At 55.8% G+C, this 15,048-nt stretch carries 15 protein-coding genes, 5 tRNA genes and 1 pseudogene; 9 read left to right on the top strand and 12 right to left on the bottom strand.

What is annotated here, in order from left to right; translation table 11 throughout:
- Positions 1–323: 323 nt before the first annotated feature.
- A complete protein-coding gene (locus tag QC816_RS03075) occupies positions 324–830 on the bottom strand; it encodes a Spy/CpxP family protein refolding chaperone (RefSeq protein ID WP_309780909.1) in 507 nt (168 codons plus the stop codon).
- 347 nt (positions 831–1,177) lie between these two features.
- On the opposite strand from QC816_RS03075, the gene QC816_RS03070 reads away from it, so the two are divergent.
- From QC816_RS03070 to QC816_RS03055, 4 genes and pseudogenes are all read left to right on the top strand, one after another.
- Positions 1,178–1,381: a DUF2933 domain-containing protein gene (locus tag QC816_RS03070; protein ID WP_309780908.1), complete on the top strand. Its 204-nt coding sequence runs from the start codon at positions 1,178–1,180 to the stop codon at positions 1,379–1,381.
- Positions 1,382–1,411: 30 nt separating this feature from the next.
- Positions 1,412–1,756 carry a cation transporter gene (locus QC816_RS03065; RefSeq protein ID WP_309780907.1) on the top strand — a complete coding sequence of 115 codons (345 nt, stop codon included), beginning with the start codon at positions 1,412–1,414 and terminating at the stop codon, positions 1,754–1,756.
- A gap of 148 nt (positions 1,757–1,904) precedes the next feature.
- A complete protein-coding gene (locus tag QC816_RS03060; RefSeq protein ID WP_309781432.1) occupies positions 1,905–2,126 on the top strand; it encodes a hypothetical protein in 222 nt (73 codons plus the stop codon).
- Positions 2,120–2,720 (top strand): annotated as a pseudogene (locus QC816_RS03055) (IS3 family transposase); the annotation flags it as partial. The gene QC816_RS03060 and the pseudogene QC816_RS03055, both read left to right, overlap by 7 nt.
- Positions 2,721–2,857: 137 nt before the next feature.
- Here the strand turns inward: QC816_RS03055 and QC816_RS03050 are convergent.
- The 10 genes from QC816_RS03050 to QC816_RS03005 all read right to left on the bottom strand — a co-directional run bounded on the left by QC816_RS03050 (position 2,858) and on the right by QC816_RS03005 (position 7,327).
- A tRNA-Ser gene (locus QC816_RS03050) sits at positions 2,858–2,945 on the bottom strand.
- A 94-nt stretch (positions 2,946–3,039) separates the two neighbouring features.
- A complete protein-coding gene (locus tag QC816_RS03045; RefSeq protein WP_309780906.1) occupies positions 3,040–3,546 on the bottom strand; it encodes a YiiD C-terminal domain-containing protein in 507 nt (168 codons plus the stop codon).
- A gap of 2 nt (positions 3,547–3,548) precedes the next feature.
- Positions 3,549–4,109, bottom strand: coding sequence for a nitroreductase family protein (locus QC816_RS03040; RefSeq protein WP_085917798.1), 561 nt, complete (start codon positions 4,107–4,109; stop codon positions 3,549–3,551).
- 48 nt (positions 4,110–4,157) lie between these two features.
- Entirely contained in the window at positions 4,158–4,991 is an 834-nt protein-coding gene (queF, locus tag QC816_RS03035) for an NADPH-dependent 7-cyano-7-deazaguanine reductase QueF (protein WP_309780905.1), read from the bottom strand.
- A 3-nt stretch (positions 4,992–4,994) separates the two neighbouring features.
- Positions 4,995–5,768, bottom strand: a complete 774-nt coding sequence (locus QC816_RS03030; RefSeq protein ID WP_085917796.1) for an ABC transporter permease — start codon at positions 5,766–5,768, stop codon at positions 4,995–4,997.
- Positions 5,765–6,739: an ABC transporter ATP-binding protein gene (locus QC816_RS03025; protein WP_309780903.1), complete on the bottom strand. Its 975-nt coding sequence runs from the start codon at positions 6,737–6,739 to the stop codon at positions 5,765–5,767. The genes QC816_RS03030 and QC816_RS03025 overlap by 4 nt, the downstream gene beginning before the upstream one ends.
- 218 nt (positions 6,740–6,957) lie before the next feature.
- Positions 6,958–7,032, bottom strand: a tRNA-Gly gene (locus tag QC816_RS03020).
- A gap of 22 nt (positions 7,033–7,054) precedes the next feature.
- Positions 7,055–7,130 (bottom strand) — tRNA-Glu (locus tag QC816_RS03015).
- A gap of 22 nt (positions 7,131–7,152) precedes the next feature.
- Positions 7,153–7,227: transfer RNA gene (locus QC816_RS03010), tRNA-Gly, on the bottom strand.
- A gap of 24 nt (positions 7,228–7,251) precedes the next feature.
- Positions 7,252–7,327: transfer RNA gene (locus tag QC816_RS03005), tRNA-Glu, on the bottom strand.
- Between the two features lie 312 nt (positions 7,328–7,639).
- Between QC816_RS03005 and QC816_RS03000 the strand changes: the two genes are divergently transcribed.
- From QC816_RS03000 to msrB, 5 genes are all read left to right on the top strand, one after another.
- Positions 7,640–8,743, top strand: a complete 1,104-nt coding sequence (locus tag QC816_RS03000) for a TRAP transporter substrate-binding protein (RefSeq protein ID WP_309780902.1) — start codon at positions 7,640–7,642, stop codon at positions 8,741–8,743.
- 1 nt (position 8,744) lies between these two features.
- A complete protein-coding gene (locus tag QC816_RS02995; RefSeq protein WP_085917794.1) occupies positions 8,745–9,254 on the top strand; it encodes a TRAP transporter small permease subunit in 510 nt (169 codons plus the stop codon).
- A gap of 3 nt (positions 9,255–9,257) precedes the next feature.
- Positions 9,258–10,583, top strand: a complete 1,326-nt coding sequence (locus tag QC816_RS02990) for a TRAP transporter large permease (RefSeq protein ID WP_085917793.1) — start codon at positions 9,258–9,260, stop codon at positions 10,581–10,583.
- A gap of 30 nt (positions 10,584–10,613) precedes the next feature.
- The gene (locus QC816_RS02985; protein ID WP_309780901.1) at positions 10,614–12,200 is read left to right on the top strand and encodes a gamma-glutamyltransferase family protein; all 1,587 of its coding nucleotides are present in this window, start codon (positions 10,614–10,616) and stop codon (positions 12,198–12,200) included.
- A gap of 146 nt (positions 12,201–12,346) precedes the next feature.
- Positions 12,347–12,745 carry a peptide-methionine (R)-S-oxide reductase MsrB gene (gene msrB / locus QC816_RS02980; RefSeq protein ID WP_085917791.1) on the top strand — a complete coding sequence of 133 codons (399 nt, stop codon included), beginning with the start codon at positions 12,347–12,349 and terminating at the stop codon, positions 12,743–12,745.
- Positions 12,746–12,802: 57 nt separating this feature from the next.
- On the opposite strand, the gene QC816_RS02975 is transcribed toward msrB, so the two are convergent.
- On the bottom strand, positions 12,803–14,968 hold the full coding sequence (locus tag QC816_RS02975) for a methyl-accepting chemotaxis protein (protein WP_309780900.1): 2,166 nt from the start codon (positions 14,966–14,968) through the stop codon (positions 12,803–12,805).
- Between the last annotated feature and the right edge of the window lie 80 nt (positions 14,969–15,048).

Here is a 15,048-nt window from a genome sequence, read left to right as displayed (position 1 = left end):
TCCTGATTAATCAACCAAGCATGTCCCGCACCTAAGTCGATGACCACCGAGAGTCGAAAAATAGTAGAGCACCCGCAAGCTATGCGCCGTGCCTGGGAGAATAGCCCGACCCACTGATAGCATTATAGAGGGTTTATGTCCCTGATCCGTAAACGCGAATACCTAGTAAGGCTCGTCTTGCGGCCTTGGTGTACACGGTGTATCAATCGCAATACCGGCTAAACCAGTACCGTCGATATCCGGTTTTTGGTCAAACAGTGCCATCACAGCTTCCATCGGCACATGGCATCACTCCTAATTCACAAAGTGGTACTCACCAAGGCTTATTGCTGGCCATGGTGGCTTGGCATGTTTCCCTTCATCTGTTGTCGCTGCTCGTCGGTCAACAGGTCCTGCATCTGATTATGCATGCTCACTTTATCGGCCATCATGTCGCCATGTAGGTTAGCCATTTGACCGTGCAGCGCTTTTACTTCCTCCGGATCAGGCCGCTCGGCCTGCATGATTATCATCATGTCATCACTCAGGTTCATCATTTCGCCCATCCGCTCCAATTGAGTAGAGCGATGTTCCTGGCGCATCTCGCGCATCGAGCTCATTTGTTCGTCGTCGAGTATGCCGGACATCGGACCCATACCACCCATCATGGGGCAAGGCATCATGCCACCTTGGCCTCCCATCATCATGCCAGGACCCATGCCGCTTTGGCCGCCCATCATACCGCCCTGACCTTGGGCGCCTTGGTTCATGCCTTGAGCGAAGGTGGCGCTGCTTGTGGCACCAAGGCTTGCAGCCAACGCAATGGCAACGATCTTCTTATACTTAGCCATATCAATTTCCTCTCATCGTGTTGCGGGTCGAGAAGTCGCCTTACTCCAATAAAAATGGAAGAAGACAGAGTTAACTTCCGTTATAAGCCTACAACCTATAGGTAGCCCGCAGGTCAAAGAGAAACCAAACCCGATACCTCAATATTGTCACAAGTCAATTTTTGTCGACCGTTTTGAAATCTGTTTCAGGTTGATATGTTATAAAAAACTAGGCGACTTCAGATAACTACGGCGTGTAATTTCAGTTTAAATTCAGATTAACGGGCTATTTTTGGGGTAACGAGGGCATATAACCATCGACAAACAACCGTTACCTCTTTACCCCCTGAAGTGCTATAGGAGTGCCTATGAGTCAAAAAACTAGCCGTCTGCTGATGATGTGGATACCGCTTGCCGGGTTTGTCATTTTGGTGGGTTACTTGATGGGAACAGATCACCGCTTTCACCTCTTTCAGGCCTTACCTTTACTTTTTTTGGCAGCCTGTCCATTGATGCATTTTTTTATGCATCGACATCACGGTGGGCACGGCGATAAAGCAAATAAGGAGTGAAACACCCTTTAAATCATGCGGGGGATCATTATGAAACCGAAACATCAAGAGCATCGCTTAGGCGTTTCCGAAAACACATTAGTGACTCGGAATTTAAAAATCCAACGCCATGAGCGTGAGCGCATCGACGACGCAATAGCGGATATCGATCAGCTTTACGGGATGGATAAGGTAGTCTACGACGAAAAACACAGGCATATCTGTCTCGCTTACGATGCGCTGCGGCTATGCATTGATGATGTCGAAAAGATCCTTATACGCCATGGGATCGAGGTCAGCGCTGACCGATGGAACTGCTTCAAGGAAGAGTATTACCGCTTCGTCGACCAGAACGTTAAAGACAACGCCAAGAAAGAGCCTTGGAGTTGTCATTAAAACGCAGTCTTTCGTTAATCGGTACTGTAGTAGGGACTAGAAAAAAGGGGCAACGTGGTAACCATCGCCGTCGGTGGTAAGGCTCTGTGTCAGGTGGCCGTGGCTGATACCATCAAGCAGGAGTTGGTAGCAGCCATTCGCGTCATGCATGACCTCGGGCCTCCACGTCGTGATGATGATCGCCGGCACCAACGAACGCGCCGCCATCAGCCTGTTGCACCCGATAATTGGTGTTATCGACATGACCACCAGCTCGCTGTCGGTGATCAGCAACTCTTTGCTGTTGAAGCGACGCAATGCACGCGAGCAACCCGAACGACCCAGCTACAAACTCAATGTCATATCTCATGGCATGATGCTCGTCGCGTGAAAGAGGCATTCGGCCAGAGCAAGCAGCTCAATGGGGCTCGACGCATTCAGGCTACACTGGTGACCGATGGTCACCCATATGATGTCAAAACGATAGGTGCCAGTATGCGGCGCCAGTCGTAGGTGCCAAAGGCTGCCCGCAAGTTCGTCGTCACCACAGACAGCGACCATAGCTTGCCTGTGTCGCCCAACTTATTGGAGCAGAACTTTGTGGCAACCGCCCCGAACCAGAAGTGGGCCGGTGACATCACGTACCTGATGAGCTCTGAAGGTTGGCTGTATCTAGCCGTCATCATTGACCTGTATTCGCGCTCTGTCGTCGGCTGGTCCATGAATAACAGGATGACGGCAGACCTACCTGGTCTGCTATGCGCTGGAAATGGCGCTGTGGCGACGCAATTTCCGCATCGGGGTGATCTGTCACAGTGACCATGGAAGCCAGTACTGTTCACGCGCCTACCTGGATCGGCTGCGAACGCAGCAGTTGCGTCAAAGTATGAGCCTTAAAGGCAACTGCTGGGAAAACGCCTGCGTGGAAAGCTTCATCCATTCAATGAAAGTGGAAGCAATCCACTACGAGCCGATAAATTTGCGATGTCTAAAAAGGAGAATCGTCCAAAGGCGTTCACTGTGATTCTGTAGAAGCCAATACGAAAGTGTGGGCCAAGGTGTGGGTCAGTTATAAGCAGGGAACAAAAAAGCCGCTGAAATCAGCGGCTTAATCTATGTTTTTGGCGGAGGAGGAGGGATTCGAACCCTCGAAGCCTTTCGACTTACACACTTTCCAGGCGTGCTCCTTCGACCACTCGGACACTCCTCCGCATTGTTTGCTCTTTTGAGACCAGCGATGCTTTTCCCAACAGAACGGCGCGTATTTTATGGCCTAAGCTGCGAAATAGCAAGCCATTTTCAGATCAGGCCTCGGGAAGAACCACGTAGCTGCCGGTCGCCTCCAGGCACAGCGTGTTACCGCAATAGAGCTTTTGATCCAGCGTAATGCGCCCTCTACCGCGTTGCTGAAGCTTGTCGGCAAGCATTACAGGGCCTTGGGAATCATGCGGACTACATACCATGCGGTAATCTGCGGCCACCGGCGCATGGAAGCGCTGGCTCGATTCGGCGACGACCACGTCTTGCGCTCTGCCCTGCGCGCGCAGCCATAACGTTACCCAGCACCAACCCAGTAGTGTCGCTTGCGCTGTCAGCGCTCCGCCAAAACCGGTGCCTTTATCATTCAGGCTGGGCTTTAACGACAGTTGCCAGGTAAGCGTGTCACCCTGGCGATCCATCTGCATGATGCCCAGCGCGCCAACCATGGGAATTGCCTCGCCGAGCCACTGCTGAAAGGCAACAAGATCATCCGACCCTTCGGTTAACGGTAGCCGTGGGTAAGCGACACCGGCTTCTCGGCTGCTTGCCATGGCTAACTCCAGCGTTCGACAAAGTCATCAGTTTGATGTTCAGGAAGCGGCTTGTGGCGACCAGCGGGGGTTCCCAGATAAATAAACGCAACGACCTCGTCGTCGTCTTCCAGGCTCAATCCCTTGTGCACCACGGGGTCAAAGGCATACTTGCCGCTACGCCACATGGCCCCCAAACCAAGCGCATGAGCCGCCAGCAGAATACCGTGGGCCGCGCAGCCGGCGGAGATCACCTGCTCCATCTTGGGCACCTTGGCAATATCCGGCGTCACCTTGGCGATCACGGCAATGATCATCGGCGCCCGCAGTGGTTTTTTGCGCGCCGAGTCAAGCACGGAATCCTTGGCATGCGGGTCTTCCTGGAACTCGGCCTCGGCAAACAGCTCACCCAGGCGTTCACGCCCTTCCCCGCTGAATTCGATAAACCGCCAGGGGCGCAGCTCTTTATGGTCAGGGGCACGCAGCGCAGCCCGGTAGATTGCGCCAAGCTGCTCGGCATTGGGCGCGGGCTCGTTCAGCTTGCCCATGGAGCTACGTTCGTGCAGCAGCGTAAGTGCGTCCATGATGACTCCGTCGGTTCAATGAGATGAGCGCTACTTTAGCGCAATCATTTATTGTCTTGCCAGACGCAGCGGGCTGGGCGGAGCAAGCCCAGGCGTGGCACGCCAGGGGCTGATGTCCACCCCTCCGCGCCGCACATAGCGCGCCAGGACCAATAGTTCAGTGGGCTTGGTGCGCTGCATCAGGTCGGTAAAAATATGCTCAACGCAATGTTCGTGAAAATCCTGATGCTGACGATAGCCGATCAAATAGCGCAATAGCCCCTCTCGCTCGATCTGCGGACCTTTATAGCGAATCATGACGCTGCCCCAATCCGGCTGACCGGTCACCGGGCAGTTGGATTTTAAAAGGTGCGAGTACAGTGTTTCTTCCACCACCTGATCACCTGCCTTCAAATGGTCAGCACTCGGGGTGTAATCGCTTACCTCGATATCCAACGCATCCAGGCACTCCCCCGGAAGCTGCCGAGGCGCCAAGGTGTCGGCGTCAACATCAAAAAGCTCGACGCCAACCGGCGCATTCGCTGCGTCTGCTAAATCCCGGGTTAATGTCGCAATGACGTCGTCTCGATGGGCAAAGCGAGTCTGATTAAAGCTGTTGAGGTATAGCTTCCAGGATTTTGACTCAATCAGATTGGGTGAGTCAGCGGGCAAACGAAAGCGTGCAACAGCCACCACCGGCTTGCCGCGCCCGTTCAGCCAGGACACCTCAAACGCATGCCACTCGTCCTCACCGACAAACGGCAGCCTGTCCTCGACAATGCCCAACGGGGCTCGATTGGCCGCACGGGGAATCGGATACAAAAGGTCAGGATCATAGGCGTCTGGATAAACAGATTCGCGCCCCAACGGTGCCTCTATCAGTGTTTCGGGTCGATGCGACATGACTTAACTCCGGATTCCTTTACCACGTTCCAACATGCGAAGCGCTACGACAAACAGCACGACAATGAAGCCCAGCACGGCAGCCAAGGCCCAGCCAACCGGGATATCCGACACACCCAGGAAGCCATAGCGGAAGACATTCACCATGTACAGAATCGGGTTGAGCATCGACACGCCCTGCCAGAAATCGGGCAGCATGGAAATCGAGTAAAACACTCCCCCCAGGTAGGTCAGCGGCGTGAGGATAAAGGTCGGCACGATGGAAATATCGTCAAATTTATTGGCCAGCAGCGCGTTGATAAAACCACCGATGGAAAACAGCGCCGACGTCAGCACCACCACCAGCACGGTCAGAAAAGGATGCTCGACGGTCAGGCGAGTAAAAAACAGCGAAACAATGGTCACAATCAGCCCGACGCCAAGACCACGGGCCATACCGCCAAAAATGAAACCGGATAAGATGACCCAGTTAGGCATCGGCGAGACCATCATCTCTTCAATCGAACGCTGGAACTTGTTCGAGAAGAAGCTGGAGGCGACGTTGGAATAGCTGTTGGTGATCACCGACATCATGATCAGCCCGGGAACAATAAAGTCCATGTACGTGAAGCCGTCCATCGCCCCAATGCGCGAGCCGATCAGATTGCCAAAGATAATGAAGTACATGGCCATAGTAATAGAGGGTGGCAACAAGGTTTGCGGCCATATCCGCGTAAAGCGCTTGATCTCCTTGAGTACCAGCGTCCACAGGGCGATGAGCGTTTGACTGGCGTTCATACCCGCGCCTCCTGTGCTTGAGGCTGCTCTGCCCGTTGATCGATTGAGCTCTGACCGCCTTCCACCATCGACACAAACATTTCCTCCAGGCGGTTGGCGCGGTTGCGCATGGAGACAACCTGCAAGCCCTGCTCGGTTAATGCACCAAACACATCGTTGAGTCGCTGGCCACGATGGATCACCAATGATAGCTGCGAGGCTTCCACTCGCTGGATATCAAATCCCTCCACCACGGGGGTATCACTGACAGGGACAGCAAGGTCCAACAGAAAGGTCTCCCGACTCAGTTCGGTGAGCAACTCCCGCACACTGGTGTTACGGACGATTTCGCCGTGATTAATGATCGCGATATTGCGGCAAAGGCTCTCGGCCTCCTCCAGGTAATGCGTCGTCAGAATGATCGTAGTGCCTTCGTCACGATTAATGCGGCGCATGTACTCCCACATGCTACGGCGTAGCTCGATATCCACGCCCGCGGTCGGCTCGTCAAGGATCAGCAATTTAGGTCGGTGCATCAAGGCACGCGCAATCATCAAGCGGCGTTTCATGCCGCCGGACAGCATGCGTGCGCTACCATTGCGCTTGTCCCACAGCCCCAGATCGGTCAACAGCTGCTCGGCGCGAGGCAGCGCCTCACGACGCGTCATGCCGTAGTAGCCCGCTTGCGCCAGCACGATATCGAGCACTTTTTCGAACTGGTTAAAATTAAACTCTTGCGGTACCACGCCGATCTGGTATTTCGCTTTAGAGAAGTCTTTATCGATATCGATACCAAAGACCGATACCTTTCCCTGGGTCTTCTGCACCAACGAACAAACCACGCCCAAGGTAGTAGACTTGCCTGCGCCATTGGGGCCCAGGAGCGCAAAAAAATCGCCCTGCTGGACGTCGAGATCAATACCTTTTAGCGCTTGAAAGCCGTTACCGTACTCTTTGGTAAGGCCACGTATCGACAATGCCGGTTCGGCCATAAACATGTCCTGTCAGCAAAAATAAGGAAGTCATCACATGCGTAAACATTAGATATTAGGGCGCAAACTATTTTTTCAAACAGTTCTGTCCCGGAAGGCTATGAATAACTGAAGAGAAGGAAAGTAGAGATGGGTGCGCTTGGAGCGGGAAAGGAGATCGATCGGACTGGCGCTCCAGCTCACGACCCTAGGCAGTATGCCCTATCTAAGTATGCGCTTGGAGCGGGAAAGGAGATTCGAACTCCCGACCCTCGCCTTGGCAAGGCGATGCTCTACCACTGAGCTATTCCCGCAACGCAAAAGACAAGTACGAGATGGCGTCCCATAGGGGGTTCGAACCCCTGTTACCGCCGTGAAAGGGCGGTGTCCTGGACCACTAGACGAATGGGACACTGTGCAAGCATAAAATTAATTGGAGCGGGAAAGGAGATTCGAACTCCCGACCCTCGCCTTGGCAAGGCGATGCTCTACCACTGAGCTATTCCCGCACTCCGATACCTTAACGATTTAGTTGGCGTCCCATAGGGGGTTCGAACCCCTGTTACCGCCGTGAAAGGGCGGTGTCCTGGACCACTAGACGAATGGGACGTCGCAATGCCTCGTCGAGGTGGCGCGTATGTTACTCACCCCTTATTGAACTGTCAAGCATTCCCGGCCCAATCGCCCTTCCCGACTCGGCAGCGTCACTTCCATCAACGCAGGCACATAGCCGCCTCAAGGTGGTGCACAAAGCATGACGCGGCGCGCCAGCTGAGTGCAACGGCTACCACGGTAGCGGTAAGCGTCAGCCGATAAACACTGTAAAAATCTTTTATTTAAAATAAAATCGATTTTATGGCATGGCGTTTGCTAACACCTTGGTGGGACAAATTTGATTTCTCCACCGCCAAGAGGTGACTCATGACCTTTACACGCCGCAAGTTTCTTACGACCGCCGCTGTCTCTTCCACTGCAGGATTGGTATTGGGAGCTCCCAACATTGCGCGAGCACAATCGTCCGAAACCTTTAACTGGCGCATGACCAATGCCTACGGGCCAGGCTCTCCGTTTTATGTCGAGGGACCCGGCAGCCCCACCGATGTCATCGAAAAAATCAACACCATGTCGGGTGGTCGCCTCAATATTCAACACTTTGCCGCGGGTGAACTGATCCCGGCGCTCGAGGGGTTTGAAGCGGTACAGAGCGGCACTATCCAAATGAATGCGGCCAACAGCTATTTCTGGTCAGGCACGACCTTTGCCGCTCAGTATTTCACCACCGTGCCATTCGGCATGAGCTTTATGGGCCATATGGCCTGGCTTTATCACGGCGGCGGCCTCGAGCTTTGGCACGAGCTTTACGAGCCGTATGGCATGGTCGCCTTCCCGCTGAATAACACTGGCGTACAAATGACCGGCTGGTTCCGTGAACCAATTGAAGACATCAGCCAGCTTGATGGCCTGCGCATGCGCGTTCCCGGCCTGGCCGGCAAGGTCTACTCTTCCCTCGGTGTCGATGCCCGCGTATTACCCGGTGGTGAGATTTTCCCGGCGCTGGAACGCGGCGTGATTGACGCCGCCGAATTCGTCGGCCCTTTCCAGGACCGCCGTATGGGACTTCAAGACGCTGCGAAATACTATTACACCACCGGCTGGCACGAACCCTCCACCACCGGTGAGCTACTGATTTCCAAATCCCACTGGGACAGTCTGCCAGCAGATCTGCAGATGATTGTTCGCTCGGCGTGCATGGCCGCCTGCCTGGAAAGCCTGACTTGGTCGGAGGCCGTGAACGGTGAAGCCATGACCGACCTGGTCGATAATCACGGGGTCATCGCCAATCAACTGCCAGAATCAATCGTCAATGCACTGCGCGAAGCCACGCTGGATACGCTGCAAACCGAAGCCAACGCCGATCCGGCGGTACGCAAAATCCACGACAGCTACATGGCCTTCAAGGCTCAACATGACCGCTGGGCAGGTGCCAGTGAACGCGCTTGGCTAAGCGATATCATCGGAGTGTGATATGCGAGCGGTAGAAAAGGTAGTTAATAGCATAGAGGTGCTGGTCCGGCTATTTGGCCGGATCGCCGCCTGGACCTGTGTGTTGCTGGTAGCACTGGTCTCCGGTGATGTAATACTGCGTTACCTGTTCGACTTCGGAGCCCTATGGCTGCAAGAACTGCAGTGGCACTTGATATCGCCCATTGCCCTGTTCGGCATGGCGTATTTGCTACTTAACGACGAACAGGTTCGGGTAGACGTTTTTTACGAGCACTTCCCGGTGCTCGTAAAACGTACTATCGAGGTATTCGGCGGACTCACGCTGCTGGTTATGGGCTTGTATATCGCCTGGCTGACGCTTCCCTGGGTCGCGCAATCGTTTGGCCGCGGCGAGGGATCACCCAATCCTGGTGGCCTGCCCTACCGCTGGGTTTTAAAGGCCTTTCTTCCCTTTGGCTTCACCCTGCTTGCGCTGCAGGGACTGGCCCATGCACTGCGCAATGCGTTCGCACTCCCCGCACAAGGTGACTAACCGATGTCTTTAAATGAATGGCTGGCGATCGGCATGATCGGGGCTTTTTTCGTCATGCTACTGATCGGCATTCCGGTGGCGATCAGCATTGCAACGACCGCCTTTGTCTTTGGTTTTATCGGCTTTGGTCCGATGCTTTTCAACCTGCTTCCGTCGCGTATCTACGGCGTGGTAACCAACTACACCTTCATGGCTATCCCGCTGTTCGTTTTCATGGGTGTGATGCTCGAAAAGTCGAAACTTGCCGCCGAACTGATCGATGTAGTCGGTCACTTGTTCGGTAATGTATCGGGCGGAATGGGTGTGGCGATTATTTTTGTCGGTGTCCTGCTTGGTGCGGCCACGGGCATCGTCGGCGCCACCATCGTGACGCTCGGCCTGCTCACCTTGCCGACACTGCTGCGTCGCGGCTACCCCAAGGCACTTGCCAGCGGGATGATATGCGCCTCTGGCACGCTGGGGCAGATTATTCCTCCAAGCCTTGTGCTCATTCTACTGGCAGAGATCCTGGGTGAGTCGGTGGGCACTATGTTCGCTGCCGCCATGATGCCTGGATTGACCCTGGCAGCGGTGTACATTATTGCCATTCTTGCGCTCGCCGCCTGGAAACCCCATCTAATGCCACCGATCCCTGCCGAAGAGCGTGCCCAAATGGGCAAGGCGCAATTGTTACGCAAGGTCATACTGGTGGTAGGCCCGCCGGTAGGCTTGGTCGTTGCCGTGCTTGGCTCGATCATCGGCGGCATTGCCGCGCCCACTGAAGCCGCCGCCATGGGCGCCCTGGGCGCCCTGGTATTTGTTGCCAGCTCCGGGCGGCTTAGCCTTGACCTACTGACAGAGGTCGCGAAGGCAACGCTGATCATCTCATCCATGGTGTTCTTTATCCTGATCAGCGCGCAGGTATTCGGCCTGGCGTTTCGTGGTCTTGGCGGCGAGCACCTGGTAGCGCGTATGTTCGAGTGGGTACCCGGCGGTGAGATAGGTGCACTGCTCTTCATGCTACTGCTGATGTTTGTGCTCGGTTTCTTTCTCGAGTGGATCGAAATCAGCTATATCGCCCTGCCGTTGTTCTTGCCCTTTTTTATCCAGATGGGCGTTGACATGGTGTGGCTGGGCATTCTGGTGGGGCTGGTGCTGCAAACCTCGTTTTTAACGCCGCCCTTCGGCTGGTCACTGTTTTTCCTCAAAGGCGTCGCCCCCAAAGGCGTCACCACGCTGGATATCTATCTCGGCGTGCTACCGTTTATCGCTTTACAGTTTCTCGCCATTGCCATGGTGATACTATTTCCGGGTATTGCCACGTGGCTGCCTGCCGCCATTGGCTGGTAAACCTCAGGCTCAATAATAAAAGGACAGCTTATGCTCCATACGCAACGTAGCTTCAGCGGCAGCTGTGTCGCTCCGCACCACCTCGCCGCCAGTGCCGGTCGAGACGTACTCAAGCAGGGGGGCAACGCCGTGGAAGCCATGGTCGCGGCCGCGGCCACCATCGCCGTGGTCTATCCGCACATGAATGCTCTTGGCGGTGATGGCTTCTGGTTAATCCATGAGCCTGGCAAGGCACCGGTGGCCATTGATGCCTGCGGCCCAGCTGCGGGGTTGGCCAATGCGGATTTCTATGCCGGTGACACGCAGATTCCCGAGCGCGGTCCTAAAGCAGCCCTCACCATGGGAGGCACGGTAAGCGGCTGGCAGGAGGCGCTAGCGGTTGCCGCCGACTGGGGAAAACCTCTACCGCTGACAACGCTGCTGGCCGATGCCATTGGTCATGCACAAAAAGGCGTCGCGGTTTCCAAGAGCCAGGAAACGCTGACTGCCAAGCACCTGGAGCGCTTATCACAAAGCCCTGGGTTCAGCGAGGCACTTCTGGTCGATGGTCAAGCGCCCAGAGAAGGCGACCGGATTCGCCAGCCGCGTTTGGCCGCGACGCTGGAACGACTGGCCACGGCCGGTCTGGATGATTTTTATCGCGGTAAGTTGGCCGAAAGCATGGCCCGGGATTTGGAGATGCTGGGTAGCCCGCTGCGTTTGCAGGACTTCCACGAGTATCGCGCCCAGCGCGTGACACCCCTGGAAGTAGGCCTCACCGACGCCACCTTGTATAACCTCCCTGCCCCTACCCAGGGGGTGGCGTCGCTGATGATCCTCGCCATTTACGAGCGCATCAAAGCCACCGAACCCAATGGCTTTGGTCACTTGCACGGCCTCATTGAAGCCACCAAGCGCGCCTTCATGCTGCGTGACCAATACGTCACGGACCCGGCGCGGGTCCCCACCTCGCTTCAAGGGTTACTCAGCGACGAACGCATTGCCGCTGAGGCTGCCCAGATCGACTCATCCAAAGCACTGCCCTGGCCCCACGATCCAGCGCCAGGCGATACCGTCTGGATGGGCGCGGTAGATAGCGAGGGTCGAGCAGTCAGCTTCATACAAAGCATCTACTGGGAGTTTGGCAGCGGCGTTGTCCTGCCGGAAAGCGGCGTGCTATGGCAGAACCGCGGTATCAGCTTCTCGCTTGACCCGGAATCGCTTCGTGGACTGGCCCCTGGGCGCAAGCCTTTCCATACGCTTAACCCAGCGATGGCCCGGTTTAACGATGGCCGTACCATGGTCTACGGCACCATGGGCGGTGAGGGTCAGCCGCAATCGCAAGCCGCGGTCTTCTCGCGCTACGCGTTTCACCACATACCGTTGCAGCAGGCGGTTACCGCACCACGTTGGCTCCTGGGCCGTACTTGGGGCGAATCGAGCATGAACTTAAAACTCGAGGATCGCTTTGACGCCAAACTGGTGGCAGCGCTCAAGGCGGCTGGGCATGATGTCGAAGTGCTCGATGAGCCGTTCAGCGACACCATGGGACATGCGGGAGGTATCGTTCATCACCCTGACGGGCTGATTGAAAGCGCTCACGACCCGCGTAGTAACGGTGGCGCGGCCAGCGTTTGATGGCTTGGCTGGCGATTTTTGCCGATATTGCGCATCCTGAACTCAAGCAGGCCAGGCACTGTCATTGACGGTAGTGCCCTTGGCGATAAAGTCCTTTACGATAGTGATACGCTATCCTGAGTCAGGAAGCGGGAGAGGAGACCCCCATGGCAAAAATCGAAAAATCCCCGGATCAATGGCAAGAAAAACTCACGCCGGAGCAGTATCGCGTCACTCGTGAAAAAGGCACTGAGCGGCCGTTTACCGGGGACTACCAGGTCAGAGAGGTGCAAGGTATCTACCATTGCGTTTGCTGCCATGCCCCTCTATTCGAGAACGAACACAAGTTTGATGCAGGCTGCGGCTGGCCAAGCTTTGACCGTCCGCTTGGCACCCGCTGCGTCGAAGAGCATCAGGACACTACACATGGCATGGTGCGCACCGAAGTAGTGTGTTCCCACTGCGATGCGCATCTTGGCCACGTATTCCCCGATGGCCCCCCCGAGAGTACCGGCTTGCGCTACTGTATCAACTCGGTAGCCCTTGAGTTTCATCCCGACGAATAGATGTTACCCATTGCGCCCACCAAGTGGCGGGCGCAATGATCTGCGCGCACCCTAGCGTTAGAACTCATCCCATTGATCAGCAGTTTCAGTCGCCACCTCGCGCGCTTTCGTCGATGAAGAATGGCTGGGTAATGCCTTGGCGGTTTTCTGAGTGGCTTGATTCATTCTTTCCAGATGTGCGCGAGCTATTTTGATGCTCTCCTCCTGAGCCCCTTCCAGACGGAATGCATCCACCACGTTAGCCAACTCGAAAGCTTCCAGGGACAGGTTATCCGCCGACGCGGCAATCGACTGCACCTTGGTGGCGTTTTGCTGGGTGACGTTATCCATTTCAGCAATCGCCGAATTGATTTCCCCAATTCCGCTACTCTGCTCACTGGATGCCGTGCTGATCGACTCCATCAGTTCGCTTACCTGATTGACCTGGCGCATAACGGCGTCGATCGCTTTCTCGGCCTCCTCCACGGCGCTTCGCCCGCCGGTGACTTCCTGAGTGGTGCTGTCGATCATGCGACGAATTTCCTGGGCCGCTTCGGCGCTTCGCCCGGCAAGGTTACGTACCTCACTGGCCACCACCGCAAACCCTCGACCATGCTCGCCAGCCCTGGCGGCTTCCACAGAGGCATTCAAGGCAAGAATATTGGTCTGGAAGGCGATGCCGTCAATCACGCTGATCATTTCGGTCATTTTTTCAGCACTTTGAGCAATCCGCTGCATACGCTCAACCAGCTGCTGCATCTGCTCGCTGGTTTGCTGAGTGCTGTGCGAGTTCTGTACGGCCAATTCGCTCGCCTTGCGGGCATTGTCGGTATTCTGCTGCACGGTCGAGGTCATTTCTTCCATGCTCGAGGCCGTTTCCTGCAGCGACGATGCCTGCTGCTCAGTACGTGACGCCAACTCCTCATTTTCGGCGGCAATCTGCTGAATGGCCGGGGTAACCACCGAGACACGGTTTTCAACGTCACCCACAATACCTGACAGGCTAAAACGCATCGTGTCGAGCGAGTACAGAAGCTCACCTAGCTCATCACCGGTTTGGCGACGCTCCCGGGCCGCCAGGTTGCCCGCGGCAATCTGGAAGGTCACGTAGCGCGCGCCGGCCAGGCTACGCAGCACCGATTTCAGAATCAGCACGCTCAAGCCGATCATGACCGCCGCGCCCAGCCCCATCAGCACCAACTGGGCAATCATCATCTGCTGGCGGCCCTGGTCGGCCTCCGCCAGCATCTCGGCAGCAAAGGTTCGTTCGCTTTCAACCAGTTGGCTGACCTCGGCTTGCAACGTTTGCGTGCCGGGCTTGACGATATCGTTGAAGGCGACAAAGGCGTCGTAGCTCTCCTTCTCGACCAGGGCGGTCACCGCCTGATCGACCCCGTCGCTCCAGTTGCCGAGCGCTGAGCCAAAGGACTGCAGTGACTGGCTGTCGGGATCTTCATCGGCGCGGTATTCGTCCCAGCGCGCCTCGATCCTTTCCCGTTTTGTGCCGACCGACGCGGCCAGTTCATCGGCGTCCACGGCGCGCGGATTGAGCACGGCGGGATCCAGCTCATCCACTACCTGCCCGGCGGCCTGTTCGATTCCCTGCAGGCTCGCGACGTCATCCAGTCCCGAGCGGCTCAGGGTATCCAGGCGATCTCCGGAGACCATCAATCCGTAAATACCCAGTCCACCAGCAATCCCTATCAGCGCCACGGACGCCAGCACCATGCCGATCAGCTTTGCGCGCAGGCTGGTGAGCTTGAAGCGCGAGACGATGCCGATAACCCCCTTGCGTCGAAGCTCACCGCGTACCAGGGTGTAGTGCCTGGATTTGCCTTTCTCACGCATCTCGGCGTAGACCTTTTCCGCCTTGGCAACGGCCTTGGGACTCGCCTTTCGGCGTACCGATGTATATCCCACGATACGGTCACCGTCACGCAGTGGAGCAAGCGTGGCATGCACCCAGTAATGATCACCGTTTTTACGGCGGTTCTTGACCAGGCCCTGCCAGGTAGTGCCTGCCTGCAGGGTTTTCCATAAATTCGCAAAGGCCGCTTCGGGCATATCCGGGTGTCGAATTAAATTATGCGGCGCGCCAATCAACTCATCGCGAGAGTAACCACTTACTTCAACAAACGTCGGGTTCGCATAGGTCACGTTGCCTTTCAAGTCCGAGCGCGATATCAGCACGGTCTCTTCAGTTAATGGGTATTCTTGCTGCGTGACGGGTTGGTTGTTGCGCATAGTGATCCCTGTGAAGAATGTATTTTTTCTAAGAAGCTTTTATGCATATCGACCTTGAGCGTAAAAACTAAATAGTGATC

The sequence above is a fragment of the Vreelandella janggokensis genome (assembly GCF_031451615.1).
In the GTDB taxonomy this organism is placed as follows: domain Bacteria; phylum Pseudomonadota; class Gammaproteobacteria; order Pseudomonadales; family Halomonadaceae; genus Vreelandella; species Vreelandella janggokensis.
Note: the sequence above shows the minus strand (reverse complement) of the source record. Positions and strands in the feature narration are given on the sequence as shown.